Origin of the sequence: Streptomyces sp. NPDC057486 (assembly GCF_042802415.1) — a bacterium.
Classification (GTDB): Bacteria; Actinomycetota; Actinomycetes; order Streptomycetales; family Streptomycetaceae; genus Streptomyces; species Streptomyces yanii.
This window is the reverse complement of record NZ_JBHVEE010000176.1, coordinates 1-18,335: the sequence shown is the minus strand read 5'-3', so window position 1 is coordinate 18,335 and position 18,335 is coordinate 1. Positions and strand designations below refer to the sequence as shown.

Sequence of the window (18,335 nt, the reverse complement as noted above, 5' to 3'; positions counted from 1 at the left end):
TAGTCGCCTTCGGTGAGGGCGGCGGTGGTGCCGATGGTGTCGGTGATCTGGGTGAGGAAGCCGACGCCGCGGGGGCGGGCCCAGGTGTCGACCACGGCCTGTAGTTCCCGTGCCCGGTCCGCCTCGCCCCGCAGAGCGGCCAACAGACCCAAATACGCCTGGGTGTGATGGACGAACAGCGCGTGCCGGTGCGTTGTCGTCAGGTCCAGGCAACGCTGTCCGGTCCGTTCCGCCTCGTCCCACTCACCCACCGCGATCTGGTCCAGCATGATCAGATGCAGCATGGTCATGGCGTCGGCCAGTGCCCCCGTCTCCACCTCGCGGTCCACGGTGCGCTGGAGAGCCGGCCGGTACTGGCTGAGCGTGTCCACGTGGTAGGCGGCGACCCCCAGCCTGGTGGCGTCCCACGGCTCCATCTCGTGGACTCCGGCGAAGGCGCGTTCCACCCGCTCGTGCACACCGGCGCCACGACGCACCACGTCGCCCCAGGCATCCTGGTAGATGCGTGAATACGTGGACACCAGGTCGCCCAGAGGATCCAGAAGCTCATGAGACCGCTCCCACGCGGTCTTGTCACTCGCGTACTGATTGATCGCCAGCAGCAGGTCGACCAGGCGCGTGAGCAACTCGTCCGGTTCCCGCACCCCACTGTCGAGCATGCTCTCGATCGCCGCGAAGACCTGGCGCTGCGAGGACCGCACGTCCCCGTCCTCGAAGAGCGCCACGTAGGCCGACGCGACCACCGATGCCGGGGAGTCGTTGCTGCCGGCCCCGGTGCCCGCGCGGACCAGCCGCTGGGCCTGGTCCAATTGGCCCGAGTGCCCGGCGATGTACGCCGCGCTGCCCAGCCTCCTGGACCGTTCCTCGCGGCTCTCGCTCAGCTCCGCGGCCCGGGTCAGCCAGGCCACGGCGGCCATCGCGCCGCCCCGCGGGACGGCGGAGTTCGCGGCTGCCTCCAGCATCGCGGCGACCTCCTCGTCCGGGTCGACCACCGAGGCCGCCAGGTGCGTGGCCCGCCGTTCCAGATCGTCATGGTGCACCTGAGCGAGTACGGCGTGCGCCGCGCGCCGCTCGTTGGGGGTCGCCGTCTGCACAGCGGTCGACCGCACCAGAGGATGCCGGAAGACGAAGTTGCCGGTGAGCGGGTCGATGTCCAGCAGTCCGCAGTCCGCGGCCTCGTCGGCCTCCATCATGCGGTAGTGCGTGCTGCCCGGGCGGTCGGCCGCCATACCTGCACCGACACCGTCGAGGGCGCCGCGCAGCAGCTCCGCGCGGACGGCATCGTCGAGGGCCTCGATACGGGCGCCGTACACCTGCTGCAGACGCAGGGGGAGCGGGATGCCGGTGTACCCGAACAGTTCCTCGGCGGTGCGTGCGGCCCGGTTGCCGCGCACATACGGCGGCAGTTCCAGCAGTGCCAGCGGATTTCCGTGCGCCTCGTCCAGGACGAGACGGCGGATCCTTTGGTCCAGCCCCGGGTGGTGCATGTCCAGCAGCTGCTCGGAGGCGCTCTCCGACAGCGTTGTCACCGGCAGTTCAGGGAGAGCGGCGGTGTCGAAGCCCGAGGGCAGGTCGGCGCGCAGCACGACGACCAGCTTCACCGAACTGCCGGTGAGCCGGCGGCCCACGAACCCGCACACCTGGGTGCTGGAGGCGTCCAGCCACTGGCCGTCGTCGAGCACCATCAGAAGGGGGTTCTCCGAGGCCGCGAGCGAGAGCAGGTCGAGGACGGCGATACCGAGGGTCATGACCGAGGGGGGTGTGCCCTCGGTCCTGCCGAAGATGACGTCGAAGACCCTGCGGTGGACATCGTCCAGCCGGTCGATGTGGGACAGCAGCGGATACAGGAACTGGTGCAGACCCGCGAAGGGCAACTCCGACTCGGCCTCGACCCCGGCCGCCCGGATCACCCTGTGTTTCTCGGCCGCCGCGAGGTCGGCCACGTGTTCCAGCAGAGCGCTCTTGCCCACACCCGTGTCACCCCGCAGCACGAGAGCCCGACCCCCCGAGGCCGTCACGAAGTCGGACAGCACCTCCCGCTCGCGTTCGCGGCCGACCATGGTCCTGCCGATCGATTCCATCGTCCCCCCACTCCCTTCACCGCTGAACCAGCGCCTGGCCTGGTGGTTGTCGCACCCCTGCACGCGGACCGTCAGGCTCACGGCGAGGGTACGTCGTTGCTCTGCCGCACCGTTGAGTCCCCCGCCACCCGGCTCACCACGACAGAACCGGCTCGCCGAATGCGTCCGGCGAGCCGCTGCGCGTGCCATGGCTGAGCCGGTGGCCGACTCGTCACATGCGGAGTGCGGAGCAGCGGCCGCACCCGCCACTCACACCACATCCGAACAGAAGATTAGATTCCCTGAGTTTTTTAGTCACCTGGCATGGCCGAAAAAGTTCTTGTTGCTCAGCCTTCTCTGGGTTTTACGGGTTCCGTCAAGGACGCCGCAGCTCGGTCGGTGGCCACGTGGACCGTCCGGCCGCGCGGACCGGCCGGGAACTTGAGATCACACGTGTGAGTTTAGGTCACGTGTCTGATGGGCAGGTGTGTGCGGACGCGGCGGGCGGAGCCCATTGGGCGCACCGCCGGGAGAGAGGCGACATGGACTGGGTCGACCGAGGGCTGTGCCGGACGCAGCCGGAACGGATGTTCGCCGAAGGCGCCGTCCAGGACGAGGCCAAGATCGTGTGCTTCAAGTGCCCGGTCCAACTCGACTGCCTGGCCTACGCCCTGGACCACCGGGAGGAACACGGCGTGTGGGGCGCGATGACCGAGCGGGAGCGCAGGTCGCTTCTGCGCCGCCGTCCGGGCGTCGCGTCCTGGGCGGAGGTCTTCCGGGCCGGGACGACGCACCGGGAGCCGGAACCGGAGCCGGTCCGGGTGTCCGAGGAGGCGGCATCGCCGCTGTGCGGGACGCGGTACGGCGCCGGGAGACCTGGGTGATGGGGGGCGAACCGGTGGCGTAACCCGGAGGACGACCTGCCGACGGACTTCGAGGACAACCGGCCCCGGCGTGACACGCGGGCGTCAGCCGGCGGCGCAACGGGCACTGCGGTTGATGCTCACGCTCACGAAGCGTGTGACGGGACACGGCGGGTCACAGAGCCCGTCGGACCGCGATGACGTTCTCCGTGACGGTCGACTGCTGCCCTCGGGGGCCGGTGGCGGTGCGCTGGGGTGCGTGGCACCGCTCGGTACGCCAGTCGGTGCCGAGTTCCAGGGAAGCCAGTACCTCGGCGGGGGCGGGAAAGCGGATGTCCTGGCCGGCCTGCCAGGACCAGGGGGCTACGGAGGCGTGCTCGACGACGATCAGCAGGCCGCCGGGGGCGACGGCCCGGGCCGCCTGCCGCAGGACCTGTTGGCGGGGGATCTCGATGGGCGTGTGGAAGTAGCAGGCGCTGACCAGATCGAAGGAGCCGTCGGGGAAGGTCCGGGCGAGGTCGTGGCGGCTGGTGCGGACGCGGTCGGCCAGTCCCAACGCCTCGGCACCGGCGGTGACTCGGGACAGGGCGGTGGTCGAGACGTCGACGGCGGTGACGTTCCAGCCGTGTGAGGCGAGCCAGAGGGCGTCGCCGCCGTGTCCGCAGCCCAGGTCCAGGGCCTTTGCCGGTGTGGCGGCCAGGGCCGTGACGAGGTCGGCCAGTACCTGGTTGGGCGCCGTGCCCCACTGCGCGTCGAGGCCCGTGTAGTGCGTTTCCCAGAAGTCGGCGGAGTCGGTGGTCATGTTCATCGGTTTCTCTCCTTCTGCCCGTGGCAGTGATCAGGCGGCCTGTGCTGCGGCGGTTCGCCGCGAACGGATCAGCAGCCGGAGTGCGGCCAGGGCGAGGGCGAACAGGACGGCGCCGGCGATGAACGCGATGCGGTAACCGTGTACGTATCCGTCCAGCAGCACTTCCCGGGGCTGCCGGCGCTGCGGATCCAGGGCGGGCGCACCCGTGTCCGGGTTGTCGGTGTCAGCAGTCAGCATGGGCAAGTCCTCGACAAGAGATAGGGAAAGGTCACGGCCAGGGGCGGCTCGATGGTGCGGGCCCCGGTGTGAGGACCATGCGTTCCCCGCTGCTGAAGTTGCAAAGCTTCATGCCGTTTCAGCATGATGGTGGGTATGGGCAGCGCGAAGCAGGACAGGCTGAGGGCGGTCGGGCCGCGACTGCGGGAGCTGCGACGCCGTCGCGGCATGACGCTGGCCAGGCTCGCCGAGGAAACGGGGATCAACGAGAGCACGCTTTCCCGCCTCGAAGGCGGAATGCGTAAGCCGACCCTGGAGATGCTGCTGCCACTGGCCGAGGTCTACGCCGTGCCCTTGGACGAACTCGTCGGCGCACCACGCACGGGTGATCCCCGCATCCATCTCAAGCCCGTCACCCGGGGCGGCATGACGTATGTGCCGCTCAGCCGCCCCGGCGGCATCCAGGCCCACAAACTGCTGATTCCGGCCCGACCCGGCACAGAACCGGAGTTGAAGACCCACGAGGGCTTCGAGTGGGTCTACGTCCTCGCCGGCCGGCTGCGCCTGCTCCTGGGCGAGAAGACCGTGATCCTCAAGCCGGGCGAAGCCGCCGAGTTCGACACCCACGTGCCGCACTGGCTCGGCCCCGACGGCGAGCAGACCGTGGAACTCCTCGTCCTGTTCGGGCACCAGGGGGAACGGGCCCACCTCAAGGCCCGCACCTGACACGCCGTTCTGTCTCAGCCGTCACCGTGCGGGGCCCCAGTGCTCACGTCGGAAGGCGGCCGGGGGTGTGCCGCAGGCGGAGGTGAACGCCGTGTAGAACCGGCTGACCGAACCGAAGCCCGCTGCTGACGCCACGTCATTGACCGGCAGATCGGTGGTGACCAGCAGTCGGCGAGCCTCGGCAAGGCGGCACTGCATCAGGTAGTCGCTCACCGTCGTGTGCACAACCTTGCGGAACTGGGTCATCGCGTAGTTCGGGTGCAGCTGCGCGGCGCCGGCGATGTCGGCGACGGTGAGGGGTTCGCGGAAGTGTTCGGCGATGTACCGCACCATGGCGAAGACCCGACGCAGCGCCGGGTCACCTCCGGTGTACCGGCACACCGGTTCTCCCAGGGTCGCCAGGGCGAGTCGGCGGAGCCTGGCTTCGACTTCGAGCATCGCGATCCGGTGGCGTTCGGGCTGGTCGCTGGTGAAGTCGGCGGCCCACTGGGCGAAGTTCGCGGGATCGGTCTGCACGGCGGCCGAGGGCGCGGAGACCAGGGGTATGCCGGACAGGAGGCGACTGACCAGGGAGTCGGGCAGCCCCCAGCCCAGGAACGTCGCGAAGGGCACGTAGACCCAGTGGACGCGGGTCGCCGAGTTCGCCACGAGCTGGTGCGGCACCGCAGCCCAGAAGGCAGCCACGCTTCCCGGGCCGACCTCGACGGGCACGCCGCCGAACAGGTAGAGCATCGTGCCGCCCTCGGCCACCAGGTTGATCTCCAGGTCGTCGTGCTGATGCGCGGCGCCCATGAGCTCCGGTCGGCCTGTCCATCCCGTGAGGCTCGGTGGTACGGCGTGAGGCAGGATCTGAGAATCCAAGAAGTTCTCGCTCTCATCAATGAAGACTTGGCAGATCGTAGGCCCCTATCGTCGTAGAGGTCCACAAGACCGCCCAGGGCTGATGCCCGCCACGGCACCGGCCGCAAGCCTGCGGGGCGGGACCAGATCGTTGTTCTTATTCCACGATGAGGAGTTCTCTGTGTTCTCGCTCGGCATTGTCGGCGCCGGCCAGTTCTCCGGCCAGTTCGCCAAGCTGTTCCTGGCCCACCCCGGAGTGCGGGACGTGTACGTCACCGATCTGCTCCCCGAGCGGGCCGAGCAACTGGCCGCCGCCGAAGGCCTCACCGGGACCTTCCCGTCGTACGAGGCGATGTTGGAGTCCGAGGCCGTCGACGCGGTCGCGATCTTCACCCAGCGCTGGACCCACGGCCCGCTGGTCGTGCAGGGCCTGAACGCCGGCAAGCACGTCTACTCCGCCGTCCCCATGGCGATCAGCACGGAGGAGATCGCGGCGATCATCGACGCGGTCAAGGCGACCGGTCTGACGTACATGATGGGCGAGACCAGCCAGTACAACCCGGCGACCGTGCACGCCCGCAACCAGATCGCCAAGGGCGCGTTCGGCCGGATCTTCTACGCCGAGGGCGACTACGTCCACGACATGGACCTCGGCTTCTACGAGGCCTACCAGTACAGCGGCGGCGACAACTGGAAGGCCACCGCCAGCTACCCGCCGCTGCTCTACCCGACGCACGCGGTGGGCGGCGTCCTCGGCGCCTGGCAGACGCACGCAGTGAGCGTGTCCGCGATCGGCGTGACCGACGACCGGGGCGACGGCGTCTTCGACCGGTCGGTGAGCCAGTTCGACAACGACGTGTCGAACGCGACGGCGCTGTTCGAGGTGGCGGGCGGCGGCTCGTTCCGCACCAACGAGTTCCGGCGGGTGGGCTACCCCTCGCACATCCGCGAATCACGCTTCCGCTTCTTCGGCACCGAGGCGAGCATGGAGCAGCTTGCCACCGTCGCGCACTGGCAGGACAAGAACGGGATCGAGGACATCAGCGAGCTGCTGGAGCCCAAGCCCACCATGTCCCCCGACGACCCCTCGCTCCAGCACATCGCGCCGGACCTGCGGGCCGCGTTCACCTCGGGCTCCGCACCGGTGCACGACCGCTCCCGGCTGCCGCGCGAGTTCGACGAGCTGCACAACGGCCACGAGGGCAGCCACCACTTCCTGGTGGACGACTTCGTGACCGCCGTCAACTCCCGGACCCTGCCGTCGGTCAACGCCTGGGTCGCGGCCCGCTACACCCTGCCGGGCATCATCGCGCACGAGTCCGCGCGGCAGGGCGGCGTCCGGCTGGCGATCCCGGACTTCGGCGACGCGCCGACGGCGTGAGACCCAGGGGGTCCGGGAGCGCCGCTGCCGGACCCCGCACGACAGCGGGACCTGCCACCTTGTCCCTTCCTTCCTGGGCAGGACGGAGCTGCCCGCAGTCGGCGTACGGGACCTGCCGACATCCTGAAAAGGATGAACCAGATGTACGACCAGCAGACCGTACGCAGGGCCAGGCGGGCTGTCGCCCTGGTGTTCGCCGTGCACGGCTCGGTCTCCGGATCCTTCGCGGTCCGCATCCCCTGGATCCAGCAGCACCTGGATCTACGGCGAGGGCCTTCGCACCGACAGCTCTACCACGGAGGCACACATCCGTGAAACCGTCCCTCGCTGCCCTGCTCGTCGTCCCGCCGCCCTGACGCGGGCCCTCCTCTTCACCACCCCGGCGTTCACCACCGGCTCGACGGCCACGTCGACGACCGTGACGGCCACGTCCGAGACTCCGGTGGATGACATGTCGGAGGAGGACCTCCGTATCGCGATCCTGCGCATCCTGGCGAACACGAGACGACAGAAGCTGGGCCTCGCGACAGCGCCTGCCCTGGCCGGCGCCCTTGCGGTTGGCCTGTTCTCGGCTGCACGAGGTGACGGGTGCCAGACCCCGCTGATGCTCTACACGGGCACCATGCTGGGTCTGATCGTGGCGATGGCCATCTTCACCCACGTGCAGTGGTCATGACCGAGCGGCCTACTGGATGCTCCAGCGGTGCGGGTGGCCGGGTTCTTCAGGGCAGGCGAAGATGTTGAGTTTGCCCCAGCGGCCCACGGTGACCTCGGTCGGTGTAGCGGACCGGTGCGTGGGAAGGTCCTGCTCTTCCAGTGGCTTCCAGCTGCCGCTGCCGCCGTCCCATTCCGAGCTGTCGATGGTCAGCAGCAGGTGCATCGGTGTCGAGCAGGTCCGGCAGTCCATGGGGGACGGGTCGGTGGTGTGCCAGGAGGCGTAACCGCCGACGCGCCAGCCCGGTGGGATGGACAGGTCGTACTGGTAGCCGACCACTGCTGCGTCGTCGTCCGCCAGTTCCTCCGCCTCCTCCTCCAGCGCTTCTTCCCAGGCGTCGATCCGGGCGCACAAGTCCTCCGGGAGAAGGCCGGCGAACGGGTAGGTGGCCACTTGCTCCGGGTACAGCACGCACGGCTCGGGCACGTACCCCTCGAAGCCGACAACCTGCGGCTGCGGCGGTGAAGTCTGCACCTCGGTGACCTCCCACGATCGGCGCCAGCGCAGGTCGAGCAGCATGCCGTAGCCGGTCGGGCCGTGCGCGTCGAAGGGGCACCAGAACACTTGGAGCAGATCGCAGTCGTCCGGCCCGGCCGGCAGGTCGGGGATGTCCCTCCTGCAGAGCTGCGCAAGGCCGATCAGTGGCACTGGATCGGTCGTAGCAGCCTCTTGCACGCGGTGTTTCTGGCCCAGTTGCTCCAGCAGCTGCCGTTCCCCTTCTGTGGGGCCGGGGTTCGCTTCGCGGAGCCATGCGGAGGCCAGGATCTGTCGCTCCCGGCGGATGTCCGCCGGGCGTCGGCCACGCGCGTGGCTGTGGGGCTCGGTGCACATCGGCCAGGGTTCGTTCGTCGGCCACAGCAGCGGACCGCCCACGGAACTGGCCGCCACGTCCGGTCGGCCCGGGCGCGGGTGGAGGCGGGTGGTGGTGCCCCGGTAGGCCGACAGCTCCGGGAACAGCGCCTCGACATCGAGCGGGCGCGGCGGTGTGGTCCTCGACATGCAAGTGACCTTAAACAGCGGCCGACCGCCATGATGCAGCGCCCCCGAAGGCAACCGCTCCACGTCAGTGCTGTCGGAACCCGTGAACATTTCGCTTCGCACGCGGGCGTTGGCTGCCTCCCGAGCCGGTACGCAACTGCTGCCCGCTCTTGTGGACAGAGCCACGTCCCTGACGCCGAGGGAACTGGTAGAGAGGCAGGAGCAGCTCGCCCTCCTGGCGACCCTCAGGTTGCGGGACCTGAGCGCGCCGGCTGAGCGCTGACGACGCTGGAGTTGGTTATTGCTGAAACAGCATGAATTCTTGTCTGCGGTGAGGTGCCGGGCGAGGGTGCCGGTATGACTGAGATCGCGAACAATTCCAGCGAAGTCGATGTGGTGGTCATCGGTGGCGGAGTCGCCGGCCTGTCCGGCGCGGTGACGCTCGCCCGGTCCCGGCGGTCTGTGGTGGTCGTCGATTCCGGCGAGCCCCGCAATGGCCCCGCCTCCGGCGTGCACGGCCTGTTGTCCCGGGACGGCATCGCCCCCGGCGAACTGCTACGGGCAGGGCGGGAGGAGGTTGCCGCGTACGGCGGGCGGGTGATCGCCGACCGGGCGGTGTCCGCCGGCCGGGACAGCGACGGATTCGTGGTGGCAACGGCGGGCGGGCGCCGCTTTCGGGCGCGACGGCTGCTGGTGAGCACCGGGCTCGTCGACCGGCTTCCTGACCTCGACGGGCTGCGCGAGCGTTGGGGGCGGGACGTGCTGCACTGCCCGTACTGCCACGGTTGGGAGGTACGGGACCAGCCGGTCGGGGTGCTGGCCACAGGCCCGGCCGCCGTCCATCAGGCGTTGCTCTTCCGTCAGCTGTCCGATCAGGTCACCCTGTTCCGGCACACCGGCGGTGACCTGGGTGAGGAGGAGTGGGAGAAGCTGGCGGCCCGTGGGATCGCCGTGGTGGACGGGGAGGTCGTTCGGCTGGAGATCGAGGACGACCGCCTGGCGGGCGTACGGCTGGCATCGGGACCGCGGGTTCCGCTCGCCGTGCTGGTCGTGGCTCCTCGGCTGGAGGCTCGGGACGATGTGCTCGCAGGGCTCGGTCTGACGGCGGCGGAGCATCCGATGGCCATCGGGGACCAGGTCGGGGCGGATGCCGCCGGGCTCACCGCCGTGCCCGGGGTGTGGGTCGCGGGCAATGTGGCGGACGTGTTGGACGGGGTACCGGCGGCAGCCGCCGCGGGGGTGCGGGCCGCAGCAGCCATCAACGCCGACCTGGTGGCCGCCGACACCGAGGCCGCGCTCGCTCGCCGCCGAGCTGGGAATCCTGTGGGTGCCTTCACACCGGAGGCGGAGGCGGCCCTCTGCGAGCGGGCGATGGGCGATCGCCGCCACGGCCTCGACGGTCTGCTGCCTTCCGGTGAACCCCGGCAGGGCTGACGCATGTGCGTGCGATGCCCCTCGACGCGTCGTCAGGTCGAGCGGGCCTGAAGGTGGGCGCGCTCGCCCTGGCCGCCGAACAGCAATGGCAGTTCGACCGGCCGGGCATCGGCCGACCTCATCCACTGGGGCACGTGGGTGTCGAGCTCGGCCACCTCGCCGGGGTCGAGTACGAGGTCCCGGTCGCCGAGATCCAGACGCAGTCGGCCTTCGGGGACGTAGACCCACTCGTAGCCCTCGTGCGTCCTCGTCTCCGGCTCGGTCTCGTACGGCCGTGGCGGGATGACCAGCTTGTGGGCCTGCATGCCGCTGGCCCGACGGGTCAGCGGCATGCACGTCATGCCCGGGCGGTGGACCGGACGCCGGTGGACGCGGGGATCCCCGGCCTGCGGGGCTCCCACCAGGTCGTCCAGCGGAACGCCGTACGCGCGGGCCAGCGAAAGGACCAGTTCGAGCGTTGGCTTGCGTTCACCGCCCTTGAGGCGCGACAGCGTGCTCCCTCTCCCAGGTGCCGTCGGCCGCCCACATCCGAAGCCGGTTGTGGGCGCCCTTCCACGAGCCGAAGTGCTCAGGCAGGTCCATCCACGGCATCCCGGTGCGGTACTTGAACGCGATCGCGTCGATCACCTGCCGGTGATCACGCTACCGCCCACCCCGCTTCGGCGTCCGATCCGGCAGCAACGGCTCGATGCGGGCCCACTGGGCATCAGTCAACGACACACATCAACGAACGATCTGATGATCTGAAGACGGCGGCCTAGCCCTGCGGTGCCAGGGTGCGCAGGACATCGAATTCGTTGCCCTCGGGGTCGGCCATGACCACCCAGTTCCGGTCCGGGCCCTGGCCCACGTCCGTCTTGGTGGCGCCGAGGTCGAGCAATCTGGTCACCTCGTCCTGGGTGCTGCCATCTATCGGACTGACGTCGAGGTGAAGTCGGTTCTTGACGGTCTTGCCCTCGGGTACTCGGATGAACACCAGGGTGGGCGGCATTTGGCGGGCTCGGACATCCTCGACGGTCGGGACCCAGGAGCCGATCTCGACCTTGTCCTCGCTCCGGTCGATCACCTTGAAGTCCAGGACCTCGCACCAGAAGGCCGCGAGCCTCTCCGGATCGTGGCAGTCAACGGTCAACTCGGTGAACCTGCTTGTCATGCTTCTCCCAGATAGTACGGACGGGGCTCAGAGTAGGCCGTCCGTCCGACGGATCCGGGATCTTTTCGACCAGGGACATCAGTCGGGCTTGATCCGGAGGAAACCGCCTGGGCGCGTATCGGGTCGTGATCAATGAGCATCGCAGCTTGCGGGGCGGGTGCCCGTCCGGGGTACGGGGCCCGGCGGTCTGCGGCTGTGCCGTGTGGGCGCGAGTGACCGGAAGCGATGCCGCAGACAGGCAGCGGCGGGGCCCGAGGGCCGCTCCCACTCCGCATCTGTCAGCTCGTCCCGCCCCATGGCCGAGACAACGATCCGACGAGGTGGCAGTCACATGGGCGGACAAATCCCGGGGCTTACGCTCCGGGGCATGACCAAATTCTTCGCCACTGTGTGCCTGCCGCCGACCGCGCCTCGGAAGGTTCCACAGGCGATAGCTGCCGCCATGGCGCCCTACAACACCAACCTCACCGAGGAATGGAATCCGGTTGGCCACTGGGACTGGTGGGCCATCCACTGTGCGGCGGGACCCTATGATCGTCCATCGGTCTTCTAGGACGCCCTCTTCCCCACCCGCACGCACGCGGCGAACTCCTCGATGCCGTCGATGAGCGCCTCGAAACGGAAGGAGTGGAAGAGGTCGAAGGCGTGGTGCCCGCCCGGGAGTTCGACGTACACGACCGGCGAGGTGGAGACAGAGCGCAGGGCGGTGACGAGGGCCTTGGGGTTCTCGGTCTCCACCAGCTCGTCCAGGTCGCCGTGCGCGATGAGGAACGGTGGTGCATCTGCCCGGACGAGGTTCACCGGCGAGGTCGCCGGATCCCCGTCGAAGTACGCCCCGAGATAGCCGTTGAGTGCGATGGCAGCGGTCACAGAGGTGTCCGCCTTCTCGAACCCGGGCTGATAGGAGGGCTCGTTGGGGGTGAGGGCGGCGAGAGCCGCCATGTGCCCGATCACCCAGCTCATCGCCGCCGTCCGCGAAGTGCTCCACGCGCCGAGGTCGCTGCCGTGCAGTGCACCGCGCACGACTACACCGATCCCGGCAAACCCCGCATCGCCTGGAACGACGAGCAGGCCCGCGTCGAACTCGTCGACGCCGTGGTCACCGATGCGCTGCGGCTGCTGGGCCACCTGCGACCCGGACTCCTTTCACGGCCCCGTCTGCTACCGGGAGCGCGGCCGCTGCCACGACCAACGCTACCGCTACCACGTTGGGCGGAAAGGCAAGCCCGGGGCGGATCAGCCTGCCGCGGCGGTTTCCTCACGAACGCGCAGCCGGTAGCGCCGCGGCGCCTCGCCAACGACCCGTTTGAAGGCGGTACTGAAGGCGCTCTCCGAGCCGTAGCCCAGCTCGGCGGCAAGCGTCCCGACGCGGACGTCGTCCTCCCGGAGCGCCCGCTGCGCCAGCAGCATCCGCCAGTGGCTGAGATAGGTGAGGGGTGGCATTCCGGCCACCTCCCGGAAGCGCTCGGCGAACGACGTCCGCGACATGGTTGCCGCGCTCGCGAGTTCGGCCAAGCCCCACGCTCTTCCTGGCTCTGCGTGGATCAGGTCCAAAGCGGGCCGGAGCCGGTCATCGGTGAGCAGTCGCAGCCAGCCCGGCGGCAGATCGGCTTGGCCGACGTATACGCGCAGCGCCTCGAGCAGCAACAGTTGACCGTACTGTCGGATCGCGAACGCCGAGCCGATCCGGTCACTGGTCGCCTCGTCGAAGAGCCGCAGGAGGTCGGCCCGCAACGGATCGGCGTCGGAGACGGATGCGCGCACGTGCGCCACCGGCGGGAGAGCGCCGAGCAGCAGTGCCCGGCCGGCCTCGTTGACATCGACGCAGCCGCCGATGAGTACGTCGTCGGTGTGGTGATTGGCGCCGACGAACCGGGCCGCGGAGAAATCGGATTCCGGTTGGACCTCATGGCGAGGTTCGTCACCCGCCTCGAAGGCCACATAGGACCGCCCTATCAGGATCGCCACGTCGCCGGGCTCGAGTTCGACCGGGCGGTCGACACCGTCCGTCGTCAGCCGGGCTCGGCCGCTCACCATCGCGAAGAACTTCACCGGGTCCACGAGCGGTCCGCGCGACCACCAGCCACCGCGCGCCGCGACGCCACCGGTCAGGACGCTGCGCACCTGGACCAAGTCGAGAACCTGCGATAGCTGATCAACTGCCATGTTCGTACTTTCGCGCAAGTAATCCGAACGGACAAGTATTCATAGTACGCCGCTGGGGGCGCAGGCTGGGGGCATCACGCGACACTGACGGACAGAAGGAGCCCCATGCGCTACCGCAGCCTCGGTCGGACCGGCATCAAGGTCAGCCCCTACGCTCTGGGTGCGATGATGTTCGGCGCCATCGGCAACCCCGACCACGACGAATCCATCCGGATCATCCACAAGGCACTCGACGCCGGGATCAACTTCGTGGACACCGCCGACGTGTACTCCCACGGCGAGTCGGAGGAGATCCTCGGCAAGGCGCTCCGGGGCCGCCGCGCGGACGTCGTAGTCGCCACAAAGGCACGGATGCCGATGAGTGACGAGCCCAACCACCAAGGCGCGTCCAGGCGCTGGCTGATGCGCGCGCTGGAGGACTCACTGCGCCGCCTGGAGACCGACTACGTCGACCTGTACCAGATTCACCGGCCCGACCCCGACACCGACATCGAGGAGACGCTCTCAGCACTCACCGACCTGCAGCGCGCCGGCAAGATCCGCGCGTTCGGGACCTCCTCACTGCCCGCCTCGGAGATCGTCCGGGCCCACTGGGTGTCCGAGCGGCGCGGTCTGGCACGGCTGCGCACCGAGCAGCCGGTCTACTCGATCCTCAACCGCGGGATCGAGCGCGAAGTGCTCCCGGTCGCGCAGGAGTTCGGCATGGGCACACTGGTCTGGTCCCCGCTCGGCGGCGGGTTGCTCACCGGTCGGTACCGCAAGGGAGAGCAGGCCGCCACGCATCGGTCGCGGTACGGCTTCCAGCACCTCAAGGACGACCAACGTCTCGATGTCGTGGAGCAACTGATCCCGCTCGCCGACGAGGTGGGACTGCCGCTGACCCACCTGGCGATGGCGTTCGTCCTCACCCACCCGGGGGTCACCTCCGCACTTATTGGTCCGCGGACGATGGAGCAGCTCGATGACCTGCTCGCCGGCGTCGAGGCCGACGTTGGCGACGACGTCCTGGACCAGATCGACAAGATCGTGCCGCCGGGCACCGACGTCGGCACCCTCGACATGGCCTACCAGCCGCCCGCGGTACTCGTCCCGACTCTGCGTCGACGTCCCCACGGTGAGCGCTCAGCCGCCTGATCGGACGCCGCACCGGAACAGGCTCTTGCCTCTAGCCGCCAAGCGCGCGTCCGGGTCGTACGGGGAGGCAAGGCGCAGATGGCCGGTCGGGAGGCCGTCCTGCTCGGCCTCCCGCATACGGATCACCTCCCGGGAATCGGTGGCGACCCAATGGGTCCGCACCGTGATCCGCCGCAGGAGCGCACAAGTACGCCCTGCGGGCAGGCGTCGACAGGGCCGACTACCGCGAGCGCCATGCGGTCGAGTGCGGCATCAATCGTCTCAAGAGGCACCGGGCGGTTGCCACGAGGTACGACAAGCTCGCGGTCCGCTACGAGGCGACCGTTCTCGTCGCGGCCATCGACGAGTGGCTGTGACCAGGACCGTTGTGAAAGTGGGCAGGTGGCTTGTGGAGTTCGGGGTGTTCAGGGGCTGATGGTGTGTTCGGTGAACTGGCCGCAGGAGCGGAATCCCAGGCGGCGGTAGACGGGCTCGCCGTCGGTGGACGCCTGCAGGACCGCGATGTGGTGGTTTCGGTCGCGGGCCGTGTGGAGTGCGGCAAGTGTGATGGCACCGCCGTAGCCGCGTCGGCGGTGGGCGGCCAGGGTGCAGATGTTGTAGATCCCGGCAACCCCCGCATGATGAAACACTTCGGCCGAGCAGACCGGACGGCCGTCTACGTAACCGACCAGGTAACGGGCCGGACAGTGCGCGGCCAGGGCCTGCGGGGCGGCCTGGGTGAAGAAGCGGTGGACGGTATCAGCGGGCGGGGTCCAGTTCGCGGCGAGAACGGTGGCGTAGTCGGCGAGCTGCTCGGCTGTGGCCACCATCTGGATGTCCAGTCCTGGGGCGGCGGGCAGCGGCAGGGTGTCGTCCAGCTCGGCCCACATCGCCGTCTCACGTTCGGACGCCGGCAGACCAGCCGCCGTCAGGCGGGCGCTGAGGTCCGATGGCCTCGAGGCGGGCCCCACCCACCAGGAGAAGCGGCGGCCGGTGCGAGCCAGTGTCTGGGCGGTCTCCGTGATACGTGCTGTAGCGGTGGTGACGGTGAAGCGGGCCGCGGCAACGATGTTGAAAGTGTCGTCGTCCAGGCCGCTGTCGGCGACCAGGAGGTCATCAGTCTCTGCAACGGTCGCACCGCTCATGTTCCGATGCAGGTGACAGGCATGTTCCGCCAGATTCTGCTCCATCCTGTCCGTCAAGTCGGCGTCATTGAGAAAATGGACATTCATAACGAATGATCCCAGCATGACTGGGCGCAGGTTGCACGTGGTTTTGGATCGCTCGCCGACCAGCACATTCGATACGCGCCTTAGAGGCCTCACCCTCTGGCTTCAGCCGCGATCAAGGTCTGCCAGACGTGGATAGTGTTGGGCACCTCCGGGTGATCGAGGAGCCAAAGAACATAGCCGGCATGCCGCCTTCGAGTCGAGCGGTCACCGCGATCCGGCCGAGGCCTGACGGGCCTTCACCGGCACCTGGTACCGGGCGGCGTCCCTCGCCGCCGCCGTTCCCCGCACCGGTCTCCCCAGGACGCCGGTGGTTCGGTCGACCGTCGGCGGCTTCGCGCTGTCCGGACTGTGGCACCTGCCCCCGTACGAGCGCACCGGTCCGTGGCTGGCCCTGCACGCCGACGGTGGACGGGAACGGCGACCCCACCCCCTGCTGGGTGTCATCGAGGCCGGTTCGCCGATACTTCAGCAGGCGCGGTACGCGACGGAGCTCCTGCCGCCCGACCACAGGATCTCCTTCAGGAAGGCTCAGCACGATGACGACCGTCGCCTATCAGGGTGAACCCGGATCCAACTCGGCGACGGCCGCGCGCGCCCTCTACCCCGAGTGCGGCGAGCTGCCCTGCACGAGCTTCGAGCAGGCCCTGGACGCCGTGACTCTCGGCGCAGCCGACGTCGCCGTGATCCCGGTGGACAACTCCGCGGCCGGACGCGTCGCCGACGTGCACCACCTGCTGCCGGAGTCCGGACTGTTCATCGTGGCCGAGTACTTCCTCGCCATCCGCTTCGACCTGATGGGAGTGCCCGGTACCACCCTGGACCAGGTGGAGTGCGTCCGCAGCCATGTGCACGCCCTCGGGCAGTGCCGCAAGCTGCTGCGGGAGGGGGCCTGGCGCACCCTCGTCAGCGACGACACCGCCGGAGCGGCGCGCGAGGTGGCGGAGCTGGGCGACCCGAGGCACGCGGCGCTCGCCCCGCCCGCCGCGGCCGAACTCCACGGCCTCGATGTGTTGCGGCCAGAGGTCGAGGACGACCCCGACAACACCACGCGGTTCGTCGTCCTGTCCCGGGACTACGAACGGCTCCCGGTGGGGCAGCCGACGATGACGAGCCTGTTCTTCTGTGTACGCAACATCCCGAGCGCGCTGTACAAGGCACTCGGCGGGTTCGCCAGCAGCGGGGTGAACCTCACCAAGATCGAGAGCTATCAGATGGGCGCGGGGCTCGACGCCAGCCGCTTCTACGTGGAGATCGAGGGGCACCCCGACGAGGAGCGCGTCGCCCTCGCCCTGGACGAACTGCGGTTCTTCTCCTCCGAGGTCCGCATCCTGGGGGTGTACCCCGCGCATCCGCGCCGGCTGAAGGACTGACCGGGCCGCCCGTACGGAGATGCGGTGCGGCGGGCGGGAAGAACCTCCTCAGCCGGACATGGCCGACCTGCCGACGAGTTCACATGCGACCGCATGCGACCGTCCTATATGTGTCCCCATGGCAGGAAACATGGCGACCTGGTGCGAGGCAGGTGTCGCACACCTTCTAAGGCTAAGGTGTGAACATGACTCAGTACCGCAAGGGCCTCGTCCTCGATTTCGGTGGTGTGCTGACGACCCCTCTGCTGCCTGCCGCACTCGCTTTTGAGAAGCGCGAGGGACTGGCCGCGGGGACTCTGCTCACCGGCCTCTATCTGGACCCCGAGGGAATCCGGCTCACCGAGAGGCTGGAACGTGGCACGCTCACCCAGACACATTGGAACGAGGCGGCCGGCCGGCTCCTCGGTGTCCGGCCGGAGAACCTGATGGGCCGCGTCTTCGCCGACCTGCGCCCCGAGACCTCGGTGATCGCCGCGGCGGCTGCCGCGCGCCGGGCCGGAGTGAAGGTCGGCATCCTCTCGAACTCCGTCGGCCTGGCCCCGTGGAACCTGTACGACGGGTACGAGCTGGAGAGGCTCTACGACGCCGTGGTGCTGTCGGAGGTCCACGGGACGCGCAAGCCCGAGCCGGAGATGTACCGGCTGGTGCTCGACGCGCTCGGCCTGAAGGCCGAGGACTGCGTGTTCGTCGATGACACCGAGCAGTACCTGCCGCCCGCGGCGGAACTGGGATTCGCCACCGTCCACGCTGTGGACCCCGCCCGCACGGTCGCCGCACTGGAGAGCCTGCTCGGTGTCCCGCTGAGCGGCAAGGACCCCGACCGGGTCATCGCATGAGGAGAGACATATGAGACTGGGCCTGGCACTTCCGCATCCCCGGAACCGTGCCGATTCCTCCGGCGGTCTTCCGGCGCCCGCGCGAGGAGGAGGGTCAGGGAGCCTCCGGTACCGCCGAGGGCCCGGAGGCGGCGGAATGAGCTGAGCGTCGGCGGAGGCGCACGCCGCGGACGCGTACGAAGGCCCCCTGGAACACACGAACACCTGTGTTCCAGGGGGCCTTCGTCGTGTCAGGACGCTCCGAGACCGCGCAGCAGGGTATCGACGACGACGTCCGCCGCCTGTGCGGCGCTCAGTTCGGGCAGTTGCCGGGAGACGAGGTGCATGAGCTGGGGGAGCAGGGCGTTTGCCCAGCCGTGGGGGAGGTCGGGGCGTAGGAGGCCTTCGTGGGTGGCGCGTTGGAGGAAGGTGTCGACTTCCTCGACGCATGCGTCGCGGCGGTTG

The 18,335-nt window shown here is 69.0% G+C and carries 21 protein-coding genes and 3 pseudogenes; 12 read left to right on the top strand and 12 right to left on the bottom strand.

Annotated features, from left to right (window positions below):
- The coding region (locus ACFU6I_RS43420) for an ATP-binding protein (RefSeq protein ID WP_384378499.1) at window positions 1–2,081 on the bottom strand (2,081 nt) is incomplete at its 3' end.
- 521 nt (window positions 2,082–2,602) lie between these two features.
- Between ACFU6I_RS43420 and ACFU6I_RS43415 the strand changes: the two genes are divergently transcribed.
- Window positions 2,603–2,944 (top strand): WhiB family transcriptional regulator, encoded by a 342-nt coding sequence (locus ACFU6I_RS43415; RefSeq protein ID WP_384378496.1) that lies wholly within the window; start codon window positions 2,603–2,605, stop codon window positions 2,942–2,944.
- A 154-nt stretch (window positions 2,945–3,098) separates the two neighbouring features.
- On the opposite strand, the gene ACFU6I_RS43410 is transcribed toward ACFU6I_RS43415, so the two are convergent.
- Window positions 3,099–3,731, bottom strand: coding sequence for an SAM-dependent methyltransferase (locus ACFU6I_RS43410; RefSeq protein ID WP_384378493.1), 633 nt, complete (start codon window positions 3,729–3,731; stop codon window positions 3,099–3,101).
- Between the two features lie 30 nt (window positions 3,732–3,761).
- Entirely contained in the window at window positions 3,762–3,968 is a 207-nt protein-coding gene (locus ACFU6I_RS43405; RefSeq protein WP_384378490.1) for a hypothetical protein, read from the bottom strand.
- A gap of 135 nt (window positions 3,969–4,103) precedes the next feature.
- Between ACFU6I_RS43405 and ACFU6I_RS43400 the strand changes: the two genes are divergently transcribed.
- On the top strand, window positions 4,104–4,673 hold the full coding sequence (locus ACFU6I_RS43400) for an XRE family transcriptional regulator (RefSeq protein WP_345519996.1): 570 nt from the start codon (window positions 4,104–4,106) through the stop codon (window positions 4,671–4,673).
- A 21-nt stretch (window positions 4,674–4,694) separates the two neighbouring features.
- On the opposite strand, the gene ACFU6I_RS43395 is transcribed toward ACFU6I_RS43400, so the two are convergent.
- Window positions 4,695–5,465: a helix-turn-helix domain-containing protein gene (locus ACFU6I_RS43395; RefSeq protein ID WP_384378487.1), complete on the bottom strand. Its 771-nt coding sequence runs from the start codon at window positions 5,463–5,465 to the stop codon at window positions 4,695–4,697.
- Between the two features lie 229 nt (window positions 5,466–5,694).
- On the opposite strand from ACFU6I_RS43395, the gene ACFU6I_RS43390 reads away from it, so the two are divergent.
- The 3 genes from ACFU6I_RS43390 (at window position 5,695) to ACFU6I_RS43380 (ending at window position 7,570) form a co-directional block, all read left to right on the top strand.
- Window positions 5,695–6,894, top strand: coding sequence for a Gfo/Idh/MocA family oxidoreductase (locus tag ACFU6I_RS43390; RefSeq protein ID WP_358861502.1), 1,200 nt, complete (start codon window positions 5,695–5,697; stop codon window positions 6,892–6,894).
- A 132-nt stretch (window positions 6,895–7,026) separates the two neighbouring features.
- Window positions 7,027–7,209 carry a hypothetical protein gene (locus tag ACFU6I_RS43385; protein WP_384378484.1) on the top strand — a complete coding sequence of 61 codons (183 nt, stop codon included), beginning with the start codon at window positions 7,027–7,029 and terminating at the stop codon, window positions 7,207–7,209.
- A gap of 136 nt (window positions 7,210–7,345) precedes the next feature.
- On the top strand, window positions 7,346–7,570 hold the full coding sequence (locus ACFU6I_RS43380; protein WP_384378482.1) for a hypothetical protein: 225 nt from the start codon (window positions 7,346–7,348) through the stop codon (window positions 7,568–7,570).
- 9 nt (window positions 7,571–7,579) lie between these two features.
- Here ACFU6I_RS43380 and ACFU6I_RS43375 read toward each other — a convergent pair whose 3' ends face one another.
- Entirely contained in the window at window positions 7,580–8,608 is a 1,029-nt protein-coding gene (locus ACFU6I_RS43375; protein ID WP_384378479.1) for a hypothetical protein, read from the bottom strand.
- 336 nt (window positions 8,609–8,944) lie between these two features.
- Between ACFU6I_RS43375 and ACFU6I_RS43370 the strand changes: the two genes are divergently transcribed.
- A complete protein-coding gene (locus ACFU6I_RS43370) occupies window positions 8,945–10,021 on the top strand; it encodes an NAD(P)/FAD-dependent oxidoreductase (RefSeq protein WP_384378476.1) in 1,077 nt (358 codons plus the stop codon).
- A gap of 32 nt (window positions 10,022–10,053) precedes the next feature.
- On the opposite strand, the pseudogene ACFU6I_RS43365 reads toward ACFU6I_RS43370, so the two are convergent.
- The 3 genes and pseudogenes from ACFU6I_RS43365 to ACFU6I_RS43355 all read right to left on the bottom strand — a co-directional run.
- Window positions 10,054–10,518 (bottom strand): annotated as a pseudogene (locus ACFU6I_RS43365) (helix-turn-helix domain-containing protein); the annotation flags it as partial.
- Complete coding sequence (locus ACFU6I_RS43360; protein ID WP_384378473.1) at window positions 10,490–10,648, bottom strand: transposase; 159 nt, start codon at window positions 10,646–10,648, stop codon at window positions 10,490–10,492. The gene ACFU6I_RS43360 and the pseudogene ACFU6I_RS43365, both read right to left, overlap by 29 nt.
- Before the next feature lie 130 nt (window positions 10,649–10,778).
- Window positions 10,779–11,174, bottom strand: coding sequence for a VOC family protein (locus tag ACFU6I_RS43355; protein ID WP_384051452.1), 396 nt, complete (start codon window positions 11,172–11,174; stop codon window positions 10,779–10,781).
- Window positions 11,175–11,541: 367 nt separating this feature from the next.
- Here ACFU6I_RS43355 and ACFU6I_RS43350 point away from each other — a divergent pair, with 367 nt between their 5' ends.
- Window positions 11,542–11,727, top strand: a complete 186-nt coding sequence (locus ACFU6I_RS43350) for a hypothetical protein (protein WP_384378470.1) — start codon at window positions 11,542–11,544, stop codon at window positions 11,725–11,727.
- Here the strand turns inward: ACFU6I_RS43350 and ACFU6I_RS43345 are convergent.
- Window positions 11,724–12,137: a hypothetical protein gene (locus ACFU6I_RS43345; RefSeq protein WP_384378467.1), complete on the bottom strand. Its 414-nt coding sequence runs from the start codon at window positions 12,135–12,137 to the stop codon at window positions 11,724–11,726. The two genes, ACFU6I_RS43350 and ACFU6I_RS43345, sit on opposite strands and share 4 nt — an antisense overlap.
- Here ACFU6I_RS43345 and ACFU6I_RS43340 point away from each other — a divergent pair.
- A pseudogene (locus tag ACFU6I_RS43340) lies at window positions 12,124–12,305 on the top strand (IS5/IS1182 family transposase); the annotation flags it as partial. The gene ACFU6I_RS43345 and the pseudogene ACFU6I_RS43340 overlap by 14 nt on opposite strands.
- A gap of 105 nt (window positions 12,306–12,410) precedes the next feature.
- Here the strand turns inward: ACFU6I_RS43340 and ACFU6I_RS43335 are convergent.
- Entirely contained in the window at window positions 12,411–13,340 is a 930-nt protein-coding gene (locus ACFU6I_RS43335) for an AraC family transcriptional regulator (protein WP_384378464.1), read from the bottom strand.
- Between the two features lie 105 nt (window positions 13,341–13,445).
- Between ACFU6I_RS43335 and ACFU6I_RS43330 the strand changes: the two genes are divergently transcribed.
- Window positions 13,446–14,474: an aldo/keto reductase gene (locus tag ACFU6I_RS43330; protein WP_384378461.1), complete on the top strand. Its 1,029-nt coding sequence runs from the start codon at window positions 13,446–13,448 to the stop codon at window positions 14,472–14,474.
- A gap of 404 nt (window positions 14,475–14,878) precedes the next feature.
- On the opposite strand, the gene ACFU6I_RS43325 is transcribed toward ACFU6I_RS43330, so the two are convergent.
- Window positions 14,879–15,643: a GNAT family N-acetyltransferase gene (locus ACFU6I_RS43325; RefSeq protein WP_384378502.1), complete on the bottom strand. Its 765-nt coding sequence runs from the start codon at window positions 15,641–15,643 to the stop codon at window positions 14,879–14,881.
- Between the two features lie 349 nt (window positions 15,644–15,992).
- Here ACFU6I_RS43325 and ACFU6I_RS43320 point away from each other — a divergent pair, with 349 nt between their 5' ends.
- The 3 genes from ACFU6I_RS43320 to ACFU6I_RS43310 all read left to right on the top strand — a co-directional run bounded on the left by ACFU6I_RS43320 (window position 15,993) and on the right by ACFU6I_RS43310 (window position 17,891).
- Window positions 15,993–16,247 (top strand): hypothetical protein, encoded by a 255-nt coding sequence (locus tag ACFU6I_RS43320; RefSeq protein WP_384378459.1) that lies wholly within the window; start codon window positions 15,993–15,995, stop codon window positions 16,245–16,247.
- The gene (locus ACFU6I_RS43315) at window positions 16,222–17,055 is read left to right on the top strand and encodes a prephenate dehydratase (protein WP_384378457.1); all 834 of its coding nucleotides are present in this window, start codon (window positions 16,222–16,224) and stop codon (window positions 17,053–17,055) included. The genes ACFU6I_RS43320 and ACFU6I_RS43315 overlap by 26 nt, the downstream gene beginning before the upstream one ends.
- Window positions 17,056–17,240: 185 nt before the next feature.
- Window positions 17,241–17,891, top strand: coding sequence for an HAD-IA family hydrolase (locus ACFU6I_RS43310; RefSeq protein WP_384378454.1), 651 nt, complete (start codon window positions 17,241–17,243; stop codon window positions 17,889–17,891).
- 230 nt (window positions 17,892–18,121) lie between these two features.
- On the opposite strand, the pseudogene ACFU6I_RS43305 reads toward ACFU6I_RS43310, so the two are convergent.
- Window positions 18,122–18,335: pseudogene (locus ACFU6I_RS43305) on the bottom strand (TetR family transcriptional regulator); the annotation flags it as partial.

Coding starts and splice junctions, on each gene's coding strand:
- ACFU6I_RS43355 (WP_384051452.1), bottom strand. CDS start 11,174: ATGACAAGCAGGTTCACCGAGTTGACCGTTGACTGCCACGATCCGGAG.
- ACFU6I_RS43410 (WP_384378493.1), bottom strand. CDS start 3,731: ATGAACATGACCACCGACTCCGCCGACTTCTGGGAAACGCACTACACG.
- ACFU6I_RS43325 (WP_384378502.1), bottom strand. CDS start 15,643: ATGGAGCAGAATCTGGCGGAACATGCCTGTCACCTGCATCGGAACATG.
- ACFU6I_RS43380 (WP_384378482.1), top strand. CDS start 7,346: ATGTCGGAGGAGGACCTCCGTATCGCGATCCTGCGCATCCTGGCGAAC.
- ACFU6I_RS43400 (WP_345519996.1), top strand. CDS start 4,104: ATGGGCAGCGCGAAGCAGGACAGGCTGAGGGCGGTCGGGCCGCGACTG.
- ACFU6I_RS43375 (WP_384378479.1), bottom strand. CDS start 8,608: ATGTCGAGGACCACACCGCCGCGCCCGCTCGATGTCGAGGCGCTGTTC.
- ACFU6I_RS43395 (WP_384378487.1), bottom strand. CDS start 5,465: ATGGGCGCCGCGCATCAGCACGACGACCTGGAGATCAACCTGGTGGCC.
- ACFU6I_RS43415 (WP_384378496.1), top strand. CDS start 2,603: ATGGACTGGGTCGACCGAGGGCTGTGCCGGACGCAGCCGGAACGGATG.
- ACFU6I_RS43345 (WP_384378467.1), bottom strand. CDS start 12,137: ATGAGCTGGGTGATCGGGCACATGGCGGCTCTCGCCGCCCTCACCCCC.
- ACFU6I_RS43330 (WP_384378461.1), top strand. CDS start 13,446: ATGCGCTACCGCAGCCTCGGTCGGACCGGCATCAAGGTCAGCCCCTAC.
- ACFU6I_RS43385 (WP_384378484.1), top strand. CDS start 7,027: ATGAACCAGATGTACGACCAGCAGACCGTACGCAGGGCCAGGCGGGCT.
- ACFU6I_RS43405 (WP_384378490.1), bottom strand. CDS start 3,968: ATGCTGACTGCTGACACCGACAACCCGGACACGGGTGCGCCCGCCCTG.
- ACFU6I_RS43335 (WP_384378464.1), bottom strand. CDS start 13,340: ATGGCAGTTGATCAGCTATCGCAGGTTCTCGACTTGGTCCAGGTGCGC.
- ACFU6I_RS43315 (WP_384378457.1), top strand. CDS start 16,222: ATGACGACCGTCGCCTATCAGGGTGAACCCGGATCCAACTCGGCGACG.
- ACFU6I_RS43350 (WP_384378470.1), top strand. CDS start 11,542: ATGACCAAATTCTTCGCCACTGTGTGCCTGCCGCCGACCGCGCCTCGG.
- ACFU6I_RS43370 (WP_384378476.1), top strand. CDS start 8,945: ATGACTGAGATCGCGAACAATTCCAGCGAAGTCGATGTGGTGGTCATC.
- ACFU6I_RS43310 (WP_384378454.1), top strand. CDS start 17,241: ATGACTCAGTACCGCAAGGGCCTCGTCCTCGATTTCGGTGGTGTGCTG.